Source organism: Streptomyces pratensis, from assembly GCF_037137275.1.
GTDB lineage: Bacteria > Actinomycetota > Actinomycetes > Streptomycetales > Streptomycetaceae > Streptomyces > Streptomyces pratensis_B.
Genome location: NZ_JBBBEN010000102.1, coordinates 169,614 through 188,233 on the forward strand (window position 1 = coordinate 169,614; position 18,620 = coordinate 188,233).

The 18,620-nt window shown below is 72.7% G+C and carries 14 protein-coding genes and 2 pseudogenes; 8 read left to right on the forward strand and 8 right to left on the reverse strand.

From position 1 onward, the window contains the following. Nucleotides 1–208: 208 nt before the first annotated feature. The 4 genes and pseudogenes from V9U70_RS27915 to V9U70_RS27930 all read right to left on the reverse strand — a co-directional run bounded on the left by V9U70_RS27915 (nucleotide 209) and on the right by V9U70_RS27930 (nucleotide 3,892). On the reverse strand, nucleotides 209–1,285 hold the full coding sequence (locus V9U70_RS27915; protein WP_336679717.1) for a HAMP domain-containing sensor histidine kinase: 1,077 nt from the start codon (nucleotides 1,283–1,285) through the stop codon (nucleotides 209–211). Then, a complete protein-coding gene (locus V9U70_RS27920; RefSeq protein WP_336679719.1) occupies nucleotides 1,282–2,019 on the reverse strand; it encodes a response regulator transcription factor in 738 nt (245 codons plus the stop codon). The genes V9U70_RS27915 and V9U70_RS27920 overlap by 4 nt, the downstream gene beginning before the upstream one ends. Nucleotides 2,020–2,252: 233 nt before the next feature. Further along, nucleotides 2,253–2,972 (reverse strand): spermidine synthase family protein, encoded by a 720-nt coding sequence (locus V9U70_RS27925; RefSeq protein ID WP_336679721.1) that lies wholly within the window; start codon nucleotides 2,970–2,972, stop codon nucleotides 2,253–2,255. Between the two features lie 111 nt (nucleotides 2,973–3,083). Beyond that, a pseudogene (locus V9U70_RS27930) lies at nucleotides 3,084–3,892 on the reverse strand (nucleotidyltransferase). A 185-nt stretch (nucleotides 3,893–4,077) separates the two neighbouring features. Here V9U70_RS27930 and lon point away from each other — a divergent pair. Next, nucleotides 4,078–6,498: an endopeptidase La gene (lon, locus tag V9U70_RS27935; protein ID WP_336679723.1), complete on the forward strand. Its 2,421-nt coding sequence runs from the start codon at nucleotides 4,078–4,080 to the stop codon at nucleotides 6,496–6,498. A gap of 128 nt (nucleotides 6,499–6,626) precedes the next feature. On the opposite strand, the gene V9U70_RS27940 is transcribed toward lon, so the two are convergent. Beyond that, nucleotides 6,627–7,379 carry a polysaccharide deacetylase family protein gene (locus tag V9U70_RS27940; protein ID WP_336680120.1) on the reverse strand — a complete coding sequence of 251 codons (753 nt, stop codon included), beginning with the start codon at nucleotides 7,377–7,379 and terminating at the stop codon, nucleotides 6,627–6,629. Nucleotides 7,380–7,695: 316 nt separating this feature from the next. Between V9U70_RS27940 and V9U70_RS27945 the strand changes: the two genes are divergently transcribed. Then, nucleotides 7,696–8,178, forward strand: a complete 483-nt coding sequence (locus V9U70_RS27945) for a MarR family winged helix-turn-helix transcriptional regulator (RefSeq protein ID WP_336679725.1) — start codon at nucleotides 7,696–7,698, stop codon at nucleotides 8,176–8,178. A gap of 75 nt (nucleotides 8,179–8,253) precedes the next feature. On the opposite strand, the gene V9U70_RS27950 is transcribed toward V9U70_RS27945, so the two are convergent. Continuing rightward, nucleotides 8,254–9,045 (reverse strand): hypothetical protein, encoded by a 792-nt coding sequence (locus V9U70_RS27950; protein ID WP_336679726.1) that lies wholly within the window; start codon nucleotides 9,043–9,045, stop codon nucleotides 8,254–8,256. Between the two features lie 366 nt (nucleotides 9,046–9,411). Here V9U70_RS27950 and V9U70_RS27955 point away from each other — a divergent pair, with 366 nt between their 5' ends. The 5 genes from V9U70_RS27955 to V9U70_RS27975 all read left to right on the forward strand — a co-directional run bounded on the left by V9U70_RS27955 (nucleotide 9,412) and on the right by V9U70_RS27975 (nucleotide 15,531). Further along, a complete protein-coding gene (locus V9U70_RS27955; RefSeq protein ID WP_336680121.1) occupies nucleotides 9,412–12,699 on the forward strand; it encodes a nitrate- and nitrite sensing domain-containing protein in 3,288 nt (1,095 codons plus the stop codon). After that, the gene (locus V9U70_RS27960) at nucleotides 12,696–13,175 is read left to right on the forward strand and encodes a roadblock/LC7 domain-containing protein (RefSeq protein WP_336679728.1); all 480 of its coding nucleotides are present in this window, start codon (nucleotides 12,696–12,698) and stop codon (nucleotides 13,173–13,175) included. The genes V9U70_RS27955 and V9U70_RS27960 overlap by 4 nt, the downstream gene beginning before the upstream one ends. Further along, nucleotides 13,172–13,588, forward strand: a complete 417-nt coding sequence (locus V9U70_RS27965) for a DUF742 domain-containing protein (RefSeq protein ID WP_336679729.1) — start codon at nucleotides 13,172–13,174, stop codon at nucleotides 13,586–13,588. Before V9U70_RS27960 ends, V9U70_RS27965 begins: the two co-directional genes overlap by 4 nt. After that, on the forward strand, nucleotides 13,569–14,219 hold the full coding sequence (locus V9U70_RS27970; protein ID WP_336679730.1) for a GTP-binding protein: 651 nt from the start codon (nucleotides 13,569–13,571) through the stop codon (nucleotides 14,217–14,219). The genes V9U70_RS27965 and V9U70_RS27970 overlap by 20 nt, the downstream gene beginning before the upstream one ends. Nucleotides 14,220–14,295: 76 nt before the next feature. After that, on the forward strand, nucleotides 14,296–15,531 hold the full coding sequence (locus V9U70_RS27975; RefSeq protein WP_336679731.1) for a styrene monooxygenase/indole monooxygenase family protein: 1,236 nt from the start codon (nucleotides 14,296–14,298) through the stop codon (nucleotides 15,529–15,531). 203 nt (nucleotides 15,532–15,734) lie between these two features. On the opposite strand, the pseudogene V9U70_RS27980 reads toward V9U70_RS27975, so the two are convergent. After that, a pseudogene (locus tag V9U70_RS27980) lies at nucleotides 15,735–16,184 on the reverse strand (MBL fold metallo-hydrolase); the annotation flags it as partial. A gap of 309 nt (nucleotides 16,185–16,493) precedes the next feature. Further along, nucleotides 16,494–17,255, reverse strand: a complete 762-nt coding sequence (locus tag V9U70_RS27985; RefSeq protein ID WP_336679733.1) for an AraC family transcriptional regulator — start codon at nucleotides 17,253–17,255, stop codon at nucleotides 16,494–16,496. Between the two features lie 147 nt (nucleotides 17,256–17,402). Between V9U70_RS27985 and V9U70_RS27990 the strand changes: the two genes are divergently transcribed. Continuing rightward, nucleotides 17,403–18,563, forward strand: a complete 1,161-nt coding sequence (locus V9U70_RS27990; RefSeq protein WP_336679734.1) for a MalY/PatB family protein — start codon at nucleotides 17,403–17,405, stop codon at nucleotides 18,561–18,563. Nucleotides 18,564–18,620: the final 57 nt, after the last annotated feature.

Consider the following 18,620-nt stretch of genomic DNA (forward strand, 5'->3'; position numbering starts at 1 on the left):
TTGCAGACCGGGCCGGTGCTTCGTCGTGCACATCACATCGGCAGGCGGGTTTCGGTGCAGGAAATGGCGGGAAACAAGCGAGGTTCCGCTGCACTTCGGGTACGTCAGGACCGTGGATACGGTCTCTTGACCGTATCCCCTTGAGATCCCCTACTGGGAGGACACGGAGAACGTGCCCTTCCGGTTCGACCCTATGTCAACCACGCCGTCAACCGCGCGGCTCGGGAACTCCCGGGAGGGTGACCTGGATGCGGCAGCCCCGTTCCGATTCGGCCACACCGATCCGGCCGCCGTGCAGATCCACCGCCCAACGGGCGATGGCCAGCCCCAGCCCGGTGCCCCCGTCGCTGCCCGGACCGTGCGGGGACGGGGCCTGCCCCCGGTTGAACCGCTCGAACACCCGATGGCGCTCCGCCTCCGGAATGCCGGGCCCCTCGTCGACGATCTCCAGCTCCAGAGACTCCGGACGCGCCCCGCGCCGCGCCAGCACCGTGACCCGGCCGTGCGGCGGGCTGTGCTTGACCGCGTTGTCGATGAGGTTGGCGACCACCTGGTGCAGACGCTCGGTGTCCGCGTGGGCGGTCAGCTCCGGCGGCGAGACGTCCAGGTGCAGGTGGACGTCCGTACGGGAGTGGTTGCCCGACCCCGAGGGCAGCCGCCGCAGCGAGCTCGCGAGGTTGGCCTCCTTCAGCACCCCCGAGAGATACGGCCACACCTCGAAGCGGCGCGCCTTGAGCGTCACCACCCCGTTGTCCAACCGCGACAGGTCGAGCAGCGTCTCCACCAGCCGGCCCAGCCGCTCCGTCTGCTTCAGCGCCGTGCCCATCGTCTCGGGATCGGCGGCGGACACCCCGTCCACCACGTTCTCCAGCACGGCTCTCAGCGCCGCGATGGGCGTCCGCAGCTCATGGCTGACGTTGGCGACCATCTCCTTGCGGTGCCGGTCCTCCGCCTCCAGATCGTCGGCCATGCGGTTGATCGTCTGCGCCAGGTCGCCCAGCTCGTCCCGCCGCCCGGCGCCGCTCACCCGGCGTGTGTAGTCGCCGTGCGAGATGGACCGGGCCACCGCTCTCATCTCGTCCAACGGCGCGGTCAGACCGTGCGCGACGAACTGGGTGATCAGCAGCGTGGCGATCACAGAGAACACCGTGATGAAGCGGAACTCCGTCCGGGTCCGCAGCGCGACGATCAGCAGTCCCGTGGTGATGAACACCGACACCACCACGAGCGTGCCGAGCTTGGCCTTGATCGAGAAGGGCCGCAGCCCGGACCCCGGCCGGGTCATGGCGCGGGGGTCTCCAGGGCGTAACCCACCCCGTGCACGGTACGAATCCGCTCGGCGCCGATCTTCCGGCGCAGCGCCTTGATGTGGCTGTCGACGGTGCGGGTGCCCGAGGCGTCGGCCCAGTCCCACACCTCCGCCAGCAACTGCTCCCGCGAGAGCACGGCGCGCGGGGTGCTGGCGAGGCAGACCAGCAGGTCGAACTCGGTCGGCGTCAGATGGACGTCGTCGGTGCGCACCCGGACCCGGCGCTGCGCGTGGTCGATCTCCAGCTCGCCCAGGCGCAGTATGCCGCTGCGCGGTGTGACGGCCGCCAGCGCGGCCCGCTCCACCCGGCGCAGCAGCACGTGGACCCGGGCGGCCAGCTCACGCATGGAGAACGGCTTGGTCATGTAGTCGTCGGCGCCGACGCCGAGCCCGACCAGCATGTCCGTCTCGTCGTCGCGTGCCGTCAGCATCAGCACCGGCACCGGGCGCTGGGCCTGTACCCGGCGGCAGACCTCCAGGCCGTCGAAGCCCGGGAGCATGATGTCGAGCACCATCAGGTCCGGCTGCCAGGCCTCGGCCGCGTCCACGGCCGCGGGGCCGTCCAGCGCGGTCTGCACCAGGAAGCCCTCCGCCCGCAGCCGGGCGGAGATGGCGTCGACGATCGTGGCGTCGTCCTCCACGACCAGCACCCGGCGCTGAGCCCCCGGAGTGGCCGCGACGCCGCTGTGGGTGGTGTGTGTCTGTTCCATCGCCCCGCCCCTGCCCGTGCCCCGCGGAGGCCGCTGCCCCGGAGACACGGTTCTCGCTCGTGGATTTCGTGGGTGAACCCGTGTGCCGAGTCAGCAGCGTAAGGGCAGCGGAGTGCTCCCGGCTACGCAGGGTGTTGCCCCGGCGGCGGCCGGAGGACCGGGGCGCCGACCGGATCGTCGTCCTTGTGCCGGTTGGCCCGCGCCCGCGACCGGCCGAGCGCGCCGCCAGGGGGTCAGGCCCCGCGAAGCGCGAGGTGGACCACGTCGGGCACACCTCGGGCAACGGCCACTTCTTCGGTCGTTACCCCGCTGAACCCGGCATTCCGCAAAGCTTGTTCGAAGGCCGGCGACGGCTGCGCCGACCAGACGGCGAGCACGCCGCCGGGGGTCAGCCGCTGGTGACAGTGGGCCAGACCAGCGGGGGAGTAGAGGCTTCCGTTGTCCTCCGTGACGGTCCAGTCCGGTCCGTTGTCGATGTCCAGACACAGAGCGTCGTAACGCTCCGTGCTCGTACGGAGGTGGGCGACGAGGTCCGCGCGCAGCACGGTGGTACGCGGGTCGGCGAGGGCGGGCCCGGAGACCCGCCCCAGCGGGCCGCCCAGGTGCCAGTCCACGATCGCCTGCTCCCGCTCCACGACCACGATGCGCTCCCAGCGCTCCTCCTCTGCGGCCCGCGCCAGGGAGAACCCGACGCCCAGACCGCCGATCAGCACCGACGGCCCGGTCCGGCCGGCGGGCAGGGCGGCCAGCGCCGCGTCGACGAGCAGCCGCTCGGAGCGCCCGTCGGAGGTGTCCATCAGGAAGCAGCCGTTGGCGATGATCTCGAAGTGCTCCCCGCGCTCCCGCAGCACGACCTCGCCGAACGGACCGTCGCGGCGGTCCAGGGTGACGGGGCTGTCGGCGGCCGGCGCGGAGGGCGTCGGCCTCGGGCGGGGGGCGGACATCGTGGACATGGCGTGGCTCTCCGGTCTCCGGTCGCAGCGGTCGGTGCGCGCCCATCCTGTCGCGCCGCCCCCGCCGGGGGCCAACGCGTTCCGGGGCCGGGGCGGTGCGCGGCCCGGCCGTCAGGGGCGCGGCGTCTTCTCGCCGTGCACGGCCGTGTACTCGGCCGCCAGCCACGGGCCCAGGTCGTCGAGGAGCGCGGTGAGGACGGCCGGGTCCGCCGGGGAGGTCCGGCCCGCGGCCGCCGCTGCCCGCATTCGGGCGGCCCGCTCGGGGTAGTAGCGGCCGAAGATCTCGGCGGACGCGCCGAGGTCGCTGGTCCAGCCGCCCCACCGGGGCATGACCAGGGTGAATCCGGTGCGGACGAGGCGGCGGCCGACGCCCCGGCTGAGGGCTCCGCGCTCGGCGTCCGTGCCGGCCCGGGCGGCCGCGGCGCGCCAGCGGGGGAGAAGGCGGGCCAGGTCGCCGTTGGTCTCGCGGGCGAGGAGGGCGGTCGGGCGGTAGGGGGGGGCAGGAGCGCGGCGAGGTCGTCGCCCAGGAGCGGGGTGCACAGGCAGGCGATGAAGAAGCCGCCGTCGTGGCGCTCGCGGTCGCTGAGCAGCGTGCGCGTGCTGGACAGCAGAATCCCGACGCCGTCGACCTCGGGGAAGGCGCGGTCCAGAGCCGTCTCGACCGCCGCCGCGTCGGCGCGGTCGGCCGGGGTGGGCTCGTCGTTCAGGGCGAGCTGGAGGTCGAGGTCGGATGTCCCGGGAATGGCGGTGCCGCGAGGGACGCTGCCGTAGAGGTACGCGCTGTGCAGACGCGTACCGCCGAACGTCTCGGCGATACGGGCGCGGGAGGCGTCGACGACGGGGCGGAAGGCGGCCGGCACCAGCTCGGGGCGGCCCTCGCGGGCGATGGCGCCGTCGGGGGCGAGACCTCGTCCGTTCATGAGACCACTCTGCCGGACGCGGCCGGCTCGGGGACACGGTTTCCGGGCGGTCCGCGGCGGCCGCCCCGACCGGCCGCCCGGGTGGCGAGATTCTGATCGCTGAGAGCGAACACGGGGTGGGGAACATACGGCGGCTCAGGAGCATTGAGTCCACATAGCTCAACTTGCCTGCCGAAGGGGAGATCATGACTAACGAGTCCAAGGCGTTCACACCGATCGACCTGCCCGTGCTGCCGCTCGACGACGAGGTCGTCCTGCCCGGCATGGTGGTGCCGCTGGACCTGTCGGACGCCGAGGTGCGCGCAGCCGTCGAGGCGGCGCAGGCCGCCGCCCGCGCCGACGGCGGCAAGCCCGAGGTGCTGCTCGTGCCGCGGATCGACGGGACCTACACGGGGACCGGCGTCCTCGGCACCGTCGAGCAGGTCGGACGCCTTGTCGACGGCGACCCTGGCGCGCTCATCCGGGCCCGCGACCGGGTCAGGATCGGCGCCGGGACCAGCGGGCCCGGCCGGGCGCTCTGGGTCGAGGGCACGGTCATCGACGTCGAGGTCCCCGACCCGCTGCCCGGCTCCGCCGTCGAGCTCGTCAAGGAGTACAAGGCGCTCGCCACCAGCTGGCTGAAGAAGCGCGGCGCCTGGCAGGTCGTGGACCGCGTCCAGCAGATCGAGGACGTGTCCGCGCTCGCCGACAACTCCGGGTACTCGCCGTTCCTGACCACCGCGCAGAAGGTCCAGCTCCTGGAGACGGTGGACCCCGTCGCCCGGCTGAAGCTCGCCGCCCAGTGGCTCGGCGAACACCTCGCCGAGCAGGACGTCGCCGAGTCCATCGCCAAGGACGTCCAGGAGGGCGTCGACAAGCAGCAGCGCGAATTCCTGCTGCGCCGCCAGCTGGAGGCCGTGCGCAAGGAGCTCTCCGAGCTCAACGGCGACCCGGAGGACGAGTCCGACGACTACCGGGCCCGCGTCGAGGCCGCCGACCTCCCCCAGCACGTCCGCGAGGCCGCGCTCAAGGAGGTCGACAAGCTGGAGCGGGCCAGCGACCAGTCGCCCGAGGGCTCCTGGATTCGCACCTGGCTGGACACCGTCCTCGAACTGCCCTGGAACGAGCGGACGGAGGACGCCTACGACATCCGCGGCGCCCGGAACATCCTGGACGCAGAGCACGCGGGCCTCGCCGACGTGAAGGAACGCATCACCGAGTACCTCGCGGTGCGCAAGCGGCGCGCCGACCGGGGCCTCGGGGTGGTCGGCGGACGGCGCGGGGGCGCGGTCCTGGCCCTCGTCGGCCCGCCCGGGGTCGGCAAGACCTCGCTCGGCGAGTCCGTCGCGCACGCCATGGGCCGCTCGTTCGTCCGCGTCGCGCTCGGCGGGGTCCGGGACGAGGCGGAGATCCGCGGCCACCGGCGTACGTACGTGGGCGCGCTCCCCGGACGCATCGTGCGGGCCGTCAAGGAAGCCGGCTCGATGAACCCGGTCATCCTGCTGGACGAGATCGACAAGGTCGGCTCCGACTTCCGGGGCGACCCGGCCGCCGCGCTCCTCGAAGTCCTCGACCCGGCGCAGAACCACACCTTCCGCGACCACTACCTGGAGGTCGAGCTCGACCTCAGCGACGTCGTCTTCCTGGCCACCGCCAACGTCCTCGAAGCCGTTCCCGAGGCCCTGCTCGACCGCATGGAGGTGGTCCGCCTCGACGGCTACACCGAGGACGAGAAGATCGTCATCGCCCGGGACCACCTCCTTCCGCGCCAGCTGGAGCGGGCCGGCCTGGAGGAGGGCGAGGTCGGCCTGGAGGAGTCGGCGCTGCGCAAGCTCGCGGGCGAGTACACCCGCGAGGCGGGCGTACGGAACCTGGAGCGCGCCGTGGCCCGACTGCTCCGCAAGGTCGCGGCCCAGCACGAGCTCGGCGACCGCGAGCTGCCGTTCACCGTGTCGGACACGGACCTGCGCGGCCTGATCGGGCGCCCGCACCACGTGCCGGAGTCCGCCCAGGAGCCGGCCGGGCGCCGCACCGCGGTGCCGGGCGTGGCCACCGGGCTCGCGGTGACCGGGGCGGGCGGCGACGTCCTCTTCGTCGAGGCGTCGCTGGCCGACCCGGAGACCGGGGCGTCCGGGCTGACCCTGACCGGCCAGCTCGGGGACGTCATGAAGGAGTCGGCGCAGATCGCGCTGAGCTTCCTGCGGTCGCACGGGGCGGAGCTGGAGCTTCCGGTCGCCGACCTCAAGGACCGGGGGGTGCACATCCACTTCCCGGCCGGCGCGGTCCCCAAGGACGGCCCGAGCGCGGGCATCACCCTGACGACCGCGCTGGCCTCGCTGCTCTCGGGGCGGCTGGTCCGTACGGACGTGGCGATGACCGGCGAGGTCTCGCTCACCGGACGGGTGCTGCCGATCGGCGGCCTGAAGCAGAAGCTGCTCGCCGCCCACCGGGCGGGCATCACCACCGTGGTGATCCCCCAGCGCAACGAGGCCGACCTGGACGACGTCCCGGCCGAGGTGCTGGAGAAGCTGGACGTCCGCCCGGTCACCGACGTCCGCCAGGTGCTGGAGATCGCCCTCGCCCCGGCCTCGGCCCGGATGGGGGAGCGGGTCCCCCTCGCCGTCTGAGCGCCACACCCCGTCGGACGCCGCACCGGCCCGCGCGACCGGTGCGGCCGGCCCGCCCCGGAGCGACGGGGGCGGGCCGTTCCGCGTTCCGCGGTGGAGACGCGTGCCGGTGCGGCCGGACCTGCGGCTCAGGGGCGGTAGACGGTGCCGGGCTGCGGCTCGGCGGGCGCCATCAGCTCGGGGACGGTGACGAAGGTGTACCCGTCCTCGTGGAGCGCGTCGACGATGCCCGGCACGGCGGGGACGGTGCCCTGGTAGATGTCGTGCAGCAGGATGACGCCGTCCTTGCTCGCCCGGTCCAGGATGCGCTTCTCGATCAGCGCAGAATCGTTGGTCGCGTAGTCCTTGGCGGTGGCGCTCCACAGGACCTGGGAGAGCCCCAGTTCCCAGCTGATCCGGGTCACCTCGTCGTCGGTGCGGCCCTGCGGCGGGCGCATCACTCGGGGCTTCTTGCCGGTGATCCTCTCGATCGCCCGCTGGGTCTTCTCCAGCTCGGTGCGTATCCCGTCCGCGTCCTGGTCGGTCAGGATCTTGTGGGTCCAGGTGTGGTTGGCCACCTCGTGGCCCTCGTCCTCGATGCGCCGGACCGTCTCGGGGTACTTGAGGACGTGGTGCTTGCCCAGCAGGAAGAAGGTGGCGTGCACCTTCTTCTCCTTGAGGACGTCCAGCAGCTCCGGGGTGTCCTTACCGGGGCCCGCGTCGAAGGTCAGGGCGATGCACTTGGCCTTGCGGCAGTCCACCGGCCCGAACGAGCCCTTGGCGTCGGCGGCCGCGTTCCCGCGGGCCGAGCCCGGAGCGGTCGTGTCCATCCCACAGCCGCTGAGCGTCAGTGTGAGTGCCGTCACCAGCACGGCGGCCAACCTTCTGGCGGACGACGGCATCTTTCCGGGCACGGCGAAACAACTCCTCATGGCGGGACCTTCCGCACGGATGTGCGGTACATCGATGACTATACGTTCTGTGTATACACAGGGTTTATAGAGGGTGCCACGAGGTCAGGGCGGCCTGGGAGGCCTTCTGGGGCGGGACGGCCGGGGCAGCCGACCGCCCCGCCCCGTGCGCGGCGAGGTCGCGGGGGCCCCGGGAGGGGCCGGTCGCCGCCGGAGGCTCGCTCCTGCGAAATACTGGCCGGGCCGCCGCGCCCGGTGGCCGCCGCCGGGACGTTCACGGGCGGGAAACCGTACGAGGGGTGCTGACGTGCACGGGAGCGAGAGCGAGCCGGAGCCGCGCGCGGCTGCCGGGAGCGGCGTGGACCACGAGTTCCTCGCACTGGAGAGGGAACTGGCCGTGTTCCTGCGCCGGGCGCGGGCCAGTTCCGGAGAGATGGCCCGGGAGGTCCACCCCGAGCTGGAGCCCGCCGCCTACGGCCTGCTCGTCCGCCTGGAGTCGGCCGGCCGGCAGCGGGCCACCGAGCTGGCCGCCTACTTCGGCGTCGGCAAAGCCACCATGAGCCGTCAGCTGCACTCCCTGGAGAATCTCGGCCTGGTGGTGCGTGAGCCCGATCCGGCCGACGGGCGCGCCTGGCTCGTGCATCTCACCGACGAGGGGCTGGCCCGGTTCCGCAGGGTCCGCGACGCCCGGCGCGGGCGTTATGTGCGCAAGCTGGCGGACTGGGACCGGGCGGAAGTGGCGGAGCTGGCCCGGCTGCTGCACCAGCTGAACGCCCGCGCCGAGAGCTGACGTCCGGCCGGTCGGAGGCGGTGGAGCCCGGGCCGGCGCCGCGAAAGGGTCGCGCCTGGGCGGAGCGCCGGATTCCTAGAGCTCCACCAGGACCGCCGTCGCGTCGTCGTGCGTCTTGCCCCGCCCCAGCCGCGCGCGCCCGGCGCGCGCGTCGGCGGCCTCCAGCTTCCGCACCCGGTCGATCAGCCCCTGCGGCCCCTCCTCGCGCAGCAGCCCCAGCGCGGCCCCCCAGTCCCCCCGGCCGAACGTCTCCGTCCAGCGGCTCGCCCCGTCGGTGAGCGCGGCGAGGGCCCGCACCTCCGACAGGGGGACGCGGCCGGTCACCGCGCGAGCCGCCACCGCGGGATCGGCGGCGGCGGTGAAGAATCCGCCCTCCTTGTTGCGCACCGTGGAGTCGGCGATCGCGGCGGATGCCAGCGACCCCGGCGGCAGCCGGTCCAGCCGGTCGTCCAGGACCGCCCGGACCGTCCCGTCGGGGGCCTCCAGGAGCAGGGCGGAATCGGAGAGCACCAGATACTCGACCTCGCGTTCGTCCCACCGGGCCAGAACCGCGGTGGCCTGAGGCGTGCGGGCGTGAGAAAGGTCACAGGTGGCCCGATGGGCGTCGGCGGTACGGGAGATGGCCGCGCCCAGCGCCTCGGGCAGAGGCAGGTCGGGTCGGGAACCGGACAGTTCCACCAGCGCGCCGCCCAGGCGGGCGGTGAACCAGGGGACCGGGTGCGCACAACCGTGGTCCTCCGCCGGCGGGGTGACGCCGTCGAGCAGGACCAGCACGCCTCCCCGGCCGGACGCGGGAAGGGCTGCGGAGACCCAGTCCTCGTTGGGGCGTTCGGAGCTGCCGGGGGCGGTGGCCAGTTCGATGCGCATGACGCCAGTCTGCACGACGCCTTCACGGGACCCCCACGACGAGGACGTTGGCTTGTATCAGCAGGTCAACGCGGCCCCGCAGGGCGGAGGAAGAGACTGGGAGCGGAGTGCGGGCGGGCATCCTGCCAAAGCCGAAGCGGAAGTTCCACCTCGGGGTCGATGCATGCTCAGGGGAGAACCGGGGGAGACTTGTTCGCCAACTCCAGAGTGATGTTCACTCGTTCGAGTGGCGGAGCGGTTGATGCGCGCCCCCCTGTGCCAAAAGCGCTGGAATGGTCAGAAGCCGTACCAGGAACGGGGCGCCCTTCTACGTGACCGAGCGTCACCTCTGCTTCAAGGGTGGACGAGTCAAGATTGCGAGCACCGGTGCAGAAGAAGCGGCCGCGGAGCAAAGGCACGACGCACGACGGTTCCGGGGCGACGCCTCCGGAGCCGGGCGCCCAGAAGCGGACCGTCCGCGTCCGCAGCCGGCTGGTCGCCGGGGTAGCGGTCGTCGGCGTCATCACCCTGGCGGCAGGAGCCCCCGCGGTGCTCGGCGCCTCCGCCGACCTGAGCGAGTCCCAGCGGCTGGTCACCCTCGCCGGGCTGAACCAACAGGCCGTCACCCTCGCGCACTCCCTCGCCGACGAGCGTGACGCGGTCACCGCGTACATCGCCGAAGGCCGCGACGAGGACGACAAGGACGGTGCGAAGAACCGCGCCACCCGCAGCACCCGCGTCGACCAGCAGATCGACGAGATCCACGAGGCGGCCCCCGCAGCCCTGCGCCGAGACCTCTCCACGGTCCCCTCCCTGCGCCGCTCCGCGCTGACCGGCAAGGGAACGGCCCTGGAGGCGCACCAGGCGTACTCCGACGTCATCGCCAAGCTGCACGGCATCGCCGCCGAGCTGGCCGGGAAGACCCCGCCGCGCGCCGACGCCACCCGGGCCCCGCTCGCCCTCGGCGGCGCGACCGAACAGGCCTCCGCCACCCGCGGCCTCCTCCTCGCCGCGCTCGCCGTGCCGAGCCCCGAGCCCACGGCCCCGCTGACGGACCCCTTCACCGGCCTGCCCGTGCAGACCCAGGACGAGGAGGACGCGCGGGCCGAGCGCGCGCGCGACGAGCTGAGCGCCGCCGCCCAGCAGGCCCGCGTCCGCGAGCTGGCCTCGCTCGCCGACTTCGACCAGGCCGCCGGTCCGGGGGCCCGCGATCGGTTCGCGGCAGCCGTCACCGGTCCCGAGGTCAACAGCGCGGAGAAGTACCTCGCCCGCCTCACCGACCGCCCCGAGCTGTCCGACCAGGAGCGCGAGGTCAGTCCGGAGAAGCTGGAAGCGGCGCTCTCCGCCCGCGTCGACCGGATGCGCGGCGTCGAGTCCGCCCTGACCGCCGGCCAGGTCCGCAGCCTGGAGGGGCTGCGCGACGACGACGTCACCGCACTCGAACTGGGCATCGCCCTCCTCGGCGGCTGCTTCCTCCTCGCCGTCGGCGTCTCCACCGCCGTCGCCCGCACCCTCACCCAGCCGCTCGCCGTCCTGCGCATCGGCGCGGCCCGCCTCGCCGGGGAACCCGAGAGCGCGGAACCGGTCCGCTACACCGGCCGCAACGACGAGTTCGCCCAGGTCGTGCGGTCTCTGAACACGCTGCACGGCAAGTTCACCGCCCTCCACCAGGACTTCTCCGGCCGCTTCGACAGCCTCACCGCCGAACGCGGCGAGCTGGTCGCGGGCCGCGAGGCCCTCGCCCACCAGCGGGCCGAACTCCAGGCCCGGACCGGTGAGCTGACCTCGCAGCTGGAGCGGCTGAACAACACGGTCCACCACACCTTCGTCAACCTCTCGCTGCGCTCCCTCGGCCTCGTCGAGCGGCAACTGGGCGTCATCGAGAACCTGGAGGAGCGCGAGCAGGACCCCGAGCGTCTGGCCACGCTGTTCAAGCTCGACCACATGGCGACGGTCATGCGCCGCCACAGCGAGAACATGCTCGTCCTCGCCGGCGCCGAGCACGGCCACGGCCACGCCGGACCGATCCCGCTGGTCGACGTCGCGCGCGCCGCCGTCAGCGAGATCGAGCGGTACGAACGCGTCACCATCCAGTCCCTGCCGCCGCACGCCCAGATCGCCGGGTTCGCCGCTGACGACCTCAGCCACCTGCTCGCCGAACTCCTGGAGAACGCCACGTCCTTCTCCCCGCCGGACTCCGAGGTGGAACTGTCCGGCTGGCTGCTGGAGACCGGTGAGGTGATGCTCTCCGTGTCGGACGAGGGCATCGGCATGTCGTCCGTACGGATGGGCGAGCTCAATGCCAGGCTGGCCGACCCGGCCTCCTTCGAGGAGGGGGAACAGAACGCCGACGGCGCCGGACTCGGTCTCCAGGTGACGTCGTTGCTGGCCGCGCGGCACGGGGTGCGGGTCCAGTTGCGCGAGCAGAAGGGGAGCGGAGTGGCGGTCGTCGTCGTCCTGCCGCAGACCCTGCTGCCCCACTCCCTCCCCGCGTCCTCGCCGCCCGCCGTGCACCTGCCCGGCGACGGTCCGACGCTCAACCTTCCGGGCTCGGTGGCCGAGGCGAACTCCAACGCCCTGCCGAGCCGTTCGCCGCACCTGGCCGAGCCGCCCGGGACGCCGGTGACGCCGTCCGGGTCTGAGCCGGAGCCGCCGTCCGGGACGGAGTCCGAGGCCGAGCCGCGACCCGTCGCCGAAGCCCAGCCGGTCGCGGAAGAACAGCCGGTCGCGGAAGAACAGCCGGTCTCTCCAGCGGACCAGACCGCCCTGAGCGCGTCGGTCGCCCCTCCCGAGCCCGCCGTCGAACCGGCGCCGGGCGCCGAGCAGGACCGCGAGCAGGACCACGACCAGACCTCTGAGCCTCGTCCGGACGCCGCCGTCGACCCCATGATCGCGGCCGCCGAGCGAGCGATCCGCGAGAGCGCCGCCGCCGAGCCGGCGCCGGAGACGTCCGAGCCCGCGCCGGCGCCGGCCGAAGCCCGAGACGAGTTTCCCGGAGCCGTCGCCGTACCGCGGCAAGCACCGGACGCCGGGGCCGGGCCGGGAGAGGCTGCCGAGCCGGACGCGGAGGCCGGCCCGGAGGAGGCGGCCGCATCGGACTCCGAGATCACGATGCAGGTCCGACTCCCCGACCCGCCGCCCGCGCCGGAGGCCCCGGACGCCGTGGCGGCGCCCCCGCGGTCCGACCCGTACGCCATCGGCCCCGACCGCCACGAACGCCCGGTGGAGGGCGGCCCGGCGGAGCACGGACCGACCGGGACCGCGTTCGGCCCCGCGCCGCACGCTGAGGCCTCCGCCGCCGAGACCGTCCCCGGCCCGCGCCGACCCGAGGGCGAGCGGCTCACCGACAAGGGGCTGCCCAAGCGCACTCCCAGGGTCGTCCGGCCCGACACCGACTCCAGCGGCAGCCGCACCGGCAGCCTGGACAAGGACGACCTGCGCCGCCGGCTCGGGAGCTTCCACCAGGCGGCGAAGGCCGGCCGGCGCGACGTCGAGGCCGAGATCGCAAAGAGCCCCGGCCCCGCCGCTTTCACCGACCCCGCGGGCACGCCCGCCGACCGCACCGGGCAGGGGGCGGCCGGCACCGCACACGACGCACGGACCGACCGGATCGACGGCCGGGTGAACGGCCGGAACGAAGAGACGGGGGACACAGTCGAGGAGGCACGCAGTTGACTGCGCCCAGCACGTTCGGGCTGAGCAACGAGGCTCGCAACCTGCACTGGTTGCTGAGCAATCTCGTGGAGGAGGTGCCAGGAGTCCACTCGGTCACCGTCGTCTCGTCCGACGGCCTGATGCTCCTGTCCTCCGACCCCGGCCGCCAGGCCGCGAAGCCGGCCGGGCCCACGAACGGCCCCAGAGGCTCCAGCGCCGACCTGGCCACGATCGTCTCCGGCATCGGCTCGCTGACCGTCGGAGCCGCCCAACTGATGGACGGCGGAGCCGTCAAGCAGACGATGGTCGCCATGGACGAGGGCAGTGTCTTCATCATGTCCATCAGCGACGGTTCCCTGCTCGGTGTGCACGCCTCCCCGGACTGCGACATGAGCGTCGTCGCCTATCACATGGCCCTCTTCGTCGGGCGGGCCGGACACGTCCTCACCCCCGAACTCCGCAGCGAGCTGCGTACGTCGATGGAGAGCGCCCTGTGACCGCAGCCGCCGCCGAACCCGCACCCAGGCTCCCCGTCCGCGGCGCCGACAAGCGCCCCGCCCGGGTCCGGCCGTACTCCCTCACGGGCGGCCGCACCCGCTTCGGGCATGTCCTGCTCGTCGAGACGTTCGTCGCGGCTCTCGACGCACCCGAGGAGCGCCGCGAGCTGACCGGCGGCAACCTGGTCGCCCGCGTCATGCCGGAGCTCCAGGCCATCGTCGAACTCTGCCGCCGCATGCGCACGGTCGCGGAGATCTCGGCCCTGTTGAAGATGCCGCTCGGAGTCGTCCGGGTGCTGCTCAGCGACCTGGCCGACCAAGGAAAGATCCGTGTGTACGGGACCGGTCACGGCACCGGCCAGCCCGACCGCGCACTGCTCGAAAGGGTGCTCAATGGACTCCGCCGTCTCTGAGGCGCCGCTCTTCGCCCCGCGCCAACCGGGGCCCCGGGACCGGACGGAGGAATCCGTCCAGGCCTGGCAGCTCGACCACACGCGCGCGCCCACCGCCACCAAGATCGTGGTGGCGGGCGGCTTCGGCGTCGGCAAGACGACGTTCGTCGGCGCGGTCTCCGAGATCACACCGCTGCAGACCGAAGCGCTGATGACCCAGGCCAGCGAGGAGACCGACGACCTCTCCGCGACGCCCGAGAAGACCACCACGACGGTGGCGATGGACTTCGGCCGGCTGACGCTGGACGACGACCTCGTGCTGTACGTCTTCGGCACACCCGGCCAGCAGCGCTTCTGGTTCATGTGGGACGACCTGGTCCGCGGGGCGATCGGCGCGGTGGTCCTGGCCGACACCCGCCGGCTCGCCGACTGCTTCCCCGCCCTCGACTACTTCGAGAGCTGCGGTCTGCCGTACATCGTCGCGGTCAACCACTTCGAGGGCACGACCGGTTATGCCGCCGAGGACGTCAGGGAGGCCCTGACCGTGCCCCCGCACGTCCCTGTGATGATCATGGACGCACGCAACAGGATCACGGTCGTCGAGTCGCTGCTGGCCCTGGTCGGCCACGCCCTCGACAACACGCCCGCCTGAGGGCTGTCCCGGAGCCTGACCTGAAGGGGGGGGCAGGCCGCACAGATCCCCTCGATACACACAACGGAGAGCCGCGATGCGGAGAATACTCATAGTCGGAGCCGGCCAGTCCGGGCTCCAGCTGGCCCTGGGACTGCAGTCCAGAGGCTACGAAGTCACCCTCATGTCCAACCGCACCGCCGACGAGATCCGCACCGGCCGGGTCATGTCGACGCAGTGCATGTTCCACACGGCGCTCCAGCACGAGCGTGACTACCAGCTGAACTTCTGGGAGTCGCAGGCCCCGAAGATCGAGGGTCTGGGCGTCTCCGTCGCCGCCCCCGACTCCTCCCGCGCCGTCGACTGGGTCGGCATGCTGGACGGCCACGCCCAGTCCGTCGACCAGCGGGTGAAGATGGCCGGCTGGATGGAGACCTTCGCCCAGCGCGGCGGCCAGCTCGTCATCCACGGGGCGGCCGTCTCCGACCTGGACTACTTCTCCCGCACCTACGACCTCGTGCTGGTCTCGGCCGGCAAGGGCGAGCTGGTCTCCATGTTCGGCCGGGACGCCGCCCGCTCGCCGTTCGACGCCCCGCAGCGCGCGCTGGCCGTCTCCTACGTCCACGGCATGGGCCCGCGCCCCGAGCACCCCGGGTTCGACGCGGTCCGCTGCAACCTGGTGCCGGGCGTCGGCGAACTCTTCGTGATGCCGACCCTGACCACCTCCGGCCGTGCCGACATCCTGTTCTGGGAAGGCATCCCGGGCGGCCCGCTGGACGCCTTCCAGGGCATCAAGGACCCCTCCGAGCACCTGGCGAAGACGCTGGAGCTGATGGAGCGGTTCACCCCGTGGGAGTACGCCCGCGCCACGAAGGTCGAGCTGACCGACGCCAACGGCACCCTGGCGGGCCGCTACGCCCCCACCGTGCGCAAGCCGATCGGCCGGCTCCCCGGCGGCGGTCTGGTCCTCGGCGTCGCGGACGTCGTCGTCGCCAACGACCCGGTCACCGGACAGGGCTCCAACTCGGCGTCCAAGTGCGCCGCCTCCTACCTCGACTCGATCATCGAGCACGGTGACAAGGAGTTCGACGCGGCGTGGATGCAGTCGGCCTTCGACCGTTACTGGGACACCGCGCAGCACGTCGTGAAGTGGACCAACGCGATGCTCGGCGTCCCGCCGGAGCACGTGCTGAACCTCATCGGCGCGGCGGGCGAGCTCCAGCCGGTCGCGGACCGCTTCGCCAACGGGTTCAACGACCCGGCGGACTTCGAGAACTTCTTCTTCGACCCGGAGAAGGCGAACGCCTACCTGGCGTCGGTCTCCCAGGTCTGACCGGCCGCTGAACGTCCTCACGCCCTCGACGCCACGCCCTGGGGCCTGGTGTCGAGGGCGGTTGCCGGCCCAGCGGACCGCGCACGGTGCGGCGACATGAGCTCTCGGACGAGGAGAGGGATGTCTCGGCGGCGATGGGCCGGGCCGGAGAGTGGGCCGCTGCGGTGAGCCGGTGAGGCACCGCAGAGGCCGGGCGTTCGGGGTCAGGCCAGTTCCACGCGGTCGATCAATCCGGCGGTGGTGAAGGCGTCCACGAGCTGCTTGCGGCCTTCGGTGAAGTGAGCCCAGCCGTCGAAGTGGACCGGCACGATCCGGCGGGCGCCCAGGATGCGGGCGGCCTCGGCGGCCTGAGCGCTGTCGAGGGTGAGGAGCGCACGGTCCAGGACGGGGGTGCGGACCGCGCCGGCGAAGAGCACAGCGGTGTCCACCGGGCCGAACCGGTCGGCGGTCTCGCGGACCACGGAGAGCTGGGCGTTGTCGCCGCTGACGTAGACGGTGGGCAGGCCGTCACCGCTCAGGACGAAGCCGACGACCTCGCCGACGGCCGGTTCGAGAACCGCGCGCGCCCCGGGCCCGTGCAGGGCCGGGACGCCGGTGACGGTGATCGTGCCGCCACCGGGTCGGTCGAGCTCGACGGACTGCCAGTCCTTCGAAGGGCGTGTGGCGCCGTCAATGGTGCTCGGTCCGCTGCGGCGACCGCGCCCGCGCCGCTCGCGCCTACGCCCGCCGCACCCGGACCACCGCCGACCGAGCTCGGACAGCCCGCCCCGCCGCTCACCGGGTCCGCGCGGCAACGCCGATCAGCGCTGGCAGGGGAGGTCGTTCGGGGGTGCGACGGTCCACGTCGCTCCTCGTTCTGGACTCGAACTTCTCGGTCGCGCACTCGTTCTCACCGCTCGGACCCGGGACCGACCCGAGTCCCCAGCGTGCCGGCTCGTCCACTGCCCGTTCCATGAGGTCGACTACCGGCCGTCTGTCTGCCGGCGGGGCTGGTGTGTTCCGGGGGTGTGTCCGAAGGTGCGGCGGAAGACATCGATGAAGGCGCTGGCGGACGACCAGCCGCACCGGTGGGCCACGGTGGTGACCGGGGTGTTCTCGGCCAGCAGGACCAGGGCGTGGTACAGCCGCAGCTGGGTGCGCCACTGGGGGAAGGTCATGCCGAGGCCGGCCTTGAACAGGCGGGAGAGGGTGCGGTCGCTGGTGCCGACTTCCCTGCCGAGGGCTGCCAGGGGGCGGTCGTCGGCGGGGTTCGTGCGCAGAATGTCGCAGACCGCCCTGAGCTGAGGGGCGGTCGGGGTGGGCAGGTGCAGGGGCTGCTGAGGCGAGGCCCGCAGCTGGTCGAGCAGCACGGCCCGCAGCCGCCCGCGTTCGGGACTCTCGTCGTGCGGGGCGCGCGTGTAGGCGAGGATCAGTTCCCGTAGGAGCGGCCCGACCGCGAGCACGGTCGGTTCGTCCAGGCCGAGCGGGTTGTCACCCGCGGGCAGACCGACCAGGTGGAGTTCCAGCTCACCGTGGGCCTGGTGGGCGTGCACGGTTCCGGCCGGCACCCAGATGGCGCGAGTGCCCGGCGCGATCCACGTCCCGGTGCTGGTCGTCACGGCCAGCACGCCCCGGCCCGCGTAGACGATCTGGTGGTCGTCGTGGCGGTGGGCGTCGACAGCGGCCCCGGGAGCCAGCCACTGGGTGCGAGTCGGCGCTGTGGGCTCGTGGCGGATTTCTGTCACTGATTGGCAGTTTATCGGAAGCGCGACATGTCGCTCGGCGTCGACCATGGTGATGCGCCGGTCCCGCCGCCCCGCGCCCCCGTCCCGGCCGCAGAGACGCGCGCTCCCCCCGACTCCCCGTCGTCACGATCTCCAGGAGCCCCCTCGATGAGCAGCGACTTCCAGGTCCCCCCGCTCACTGAACTCCGTCAGCGCCTCAGCGCGAAATGGCAGACCTTTCCGCACGATGTGCTGCCGCTGCCCGTCGCCGAGATGGATTTCCCGCTCGCCGAGCCGGTCGCCGCCGCCCTGCACCAGGCGATCCGCCGCTCCGACACCGGCTACGCGGCGCCCACCGCCGATCTCGCCGAGGCGGTCGCCGGCTATGCCCGGCGCACCTGGGACTGGAGCGTCGACCCCGACGGCGTGCACACCGTCGCGGACGTCGGAATCGGGATCGTCGAGACGTTGCGCCGCATCGTCGCCCCCGGGGACAAGGTGGTCATCAGTCCGCCGGTCTACGAGCCGTTCTCCTGGTGGGTGCATGAGGTGGGCGCCCACGTCGTCGAGGCGCCGCTGACCGAAGCCCCCTCGGGTGACAGCACCGCGCGGGGGCCGCGCCTGGACCTGACCGCCCTGGAGCGGGCCTTCGCCGACGGGGCCAGGGCCTACCTGCTGTGCAGCCCGCACAATCCGCTCGGCCTCGTGCACCCACGAGAGGACCTGGTCGCGCTGGCCGAACTGGCCGATGAACACGGCGTCTTCGTTCTCGCCGACGAGATCCACGCCCCGCTCGTGCTGACCGGGGCACAGTTCGTCCCGTTCCTGTCGGTGTCGCAGGAGGCGCGGCGCCGGGGCTTCTCCTTCCTGTCCGCCAGCAAGGGCTGGAACCTGGCCGGGCTCAAGGCCGCCGCCATCATCACCGCCGACCCGGCGCCCAAGCGGTACGTCGAGCGTATGTCGCCCCACCGCCTCTACCGCACCGGGCACCTGGGGGTGATCGCCACCGTGGCCGCCTTCAACGACGCGGACGCCTGGCTCGCCGAGGTCCTGGACGTCCTGGACCACAACAGGACCCTGCTCGCCGAGCTCCTGGACAAGAATCTCCCCGCTGCGCGCTACACGCCGCCGCAGGCCAGTTTCCTGGCGTGGATCGACTTCCGGGCCCTCGGCTGGGGCGACGACCCCGCCGCCCACATCCTCGGCGCGGCCAAGGTCGCCCTGAACTCCGGTCACCGTTACGGCTTTCCCGGCTTCGCACGGCTCAACTTCGGCTGCGCGCCGGAGACCCTCACGGAGGCGGTCGTCCGTATCGCCGAGTCCTGCTGACACCCGCTCGCGCGTGACGGGTTCCCTCGCCGGCGCGGGGCCGGGCCCATCTCCCCA

Bases quoted from the DNA above. Each gene is read 5' to 3' on its own strand.
- V9U70_RS27915 (WP_336679717.1), bottom strand. From the start codon at position 1,285: ATGACCCGGCCGGGGTCCGGGCTGCGGCCCTTCTCGATCAAGGCCAAG.
- V9U70_RS27920 (WP_336679719.1), bottom strand. From the start codon at position 2,019: ATGGAACAGACACACACCACCCACAGCGGCGTCGCGGCCACTCCGGGG.
- V9U70_RS27925 (WP_336679721.1), bottom strand. From the start codon at position 2,972: ATGTCCACGATGTCCGCCCCCCGCCCGAGGCCGACGCCCTCCGCGCCG.
- V9U70_RS27950 (WP_336679726.1), bottom strand. From the start codon at position 9,045: ATGCGCATCGAACTGGCCACCGCCCCCGGCAGCTCCGAACGCCCCAAC.
- V9U70_RS27975 (WP_336679731.1), top strand. From the start codon at position 14,296: ATGCGGAGAATACTCATAGTCGGAGCCGGCCAGTCCGGGCTCCAGCTG.
- lon (WP_336679723.1), top strand. From the start codon at position 4,078: ATGACTAACGAGTCCAAGGCGTTCACACCGATCGACCTGCCCGTGCTG.
- V9U70_RS27970 (WP_336679730.1), top strand. From the start codon at position 13,569: ATGGACTCCGCCGTCTCTGAGGCGCCGCTCTTCGCCCCGCGCCAACCG.
- V9U70_RS27940 (WP_336680120.1), bottom strand. From the start codon at position 7,379: ATGCCGTCGTCCGCCAGAAGGTTGGCCGCCGTGCTGGTGACGGCACTC.
- V9U70_RS27990 (WP_336679734.1), top strand. From the start codon at position 17,403: ATGAGCAGCGACTTCCAGGTCCCCCCGCTCACTGAACTCCGTCAGCGC.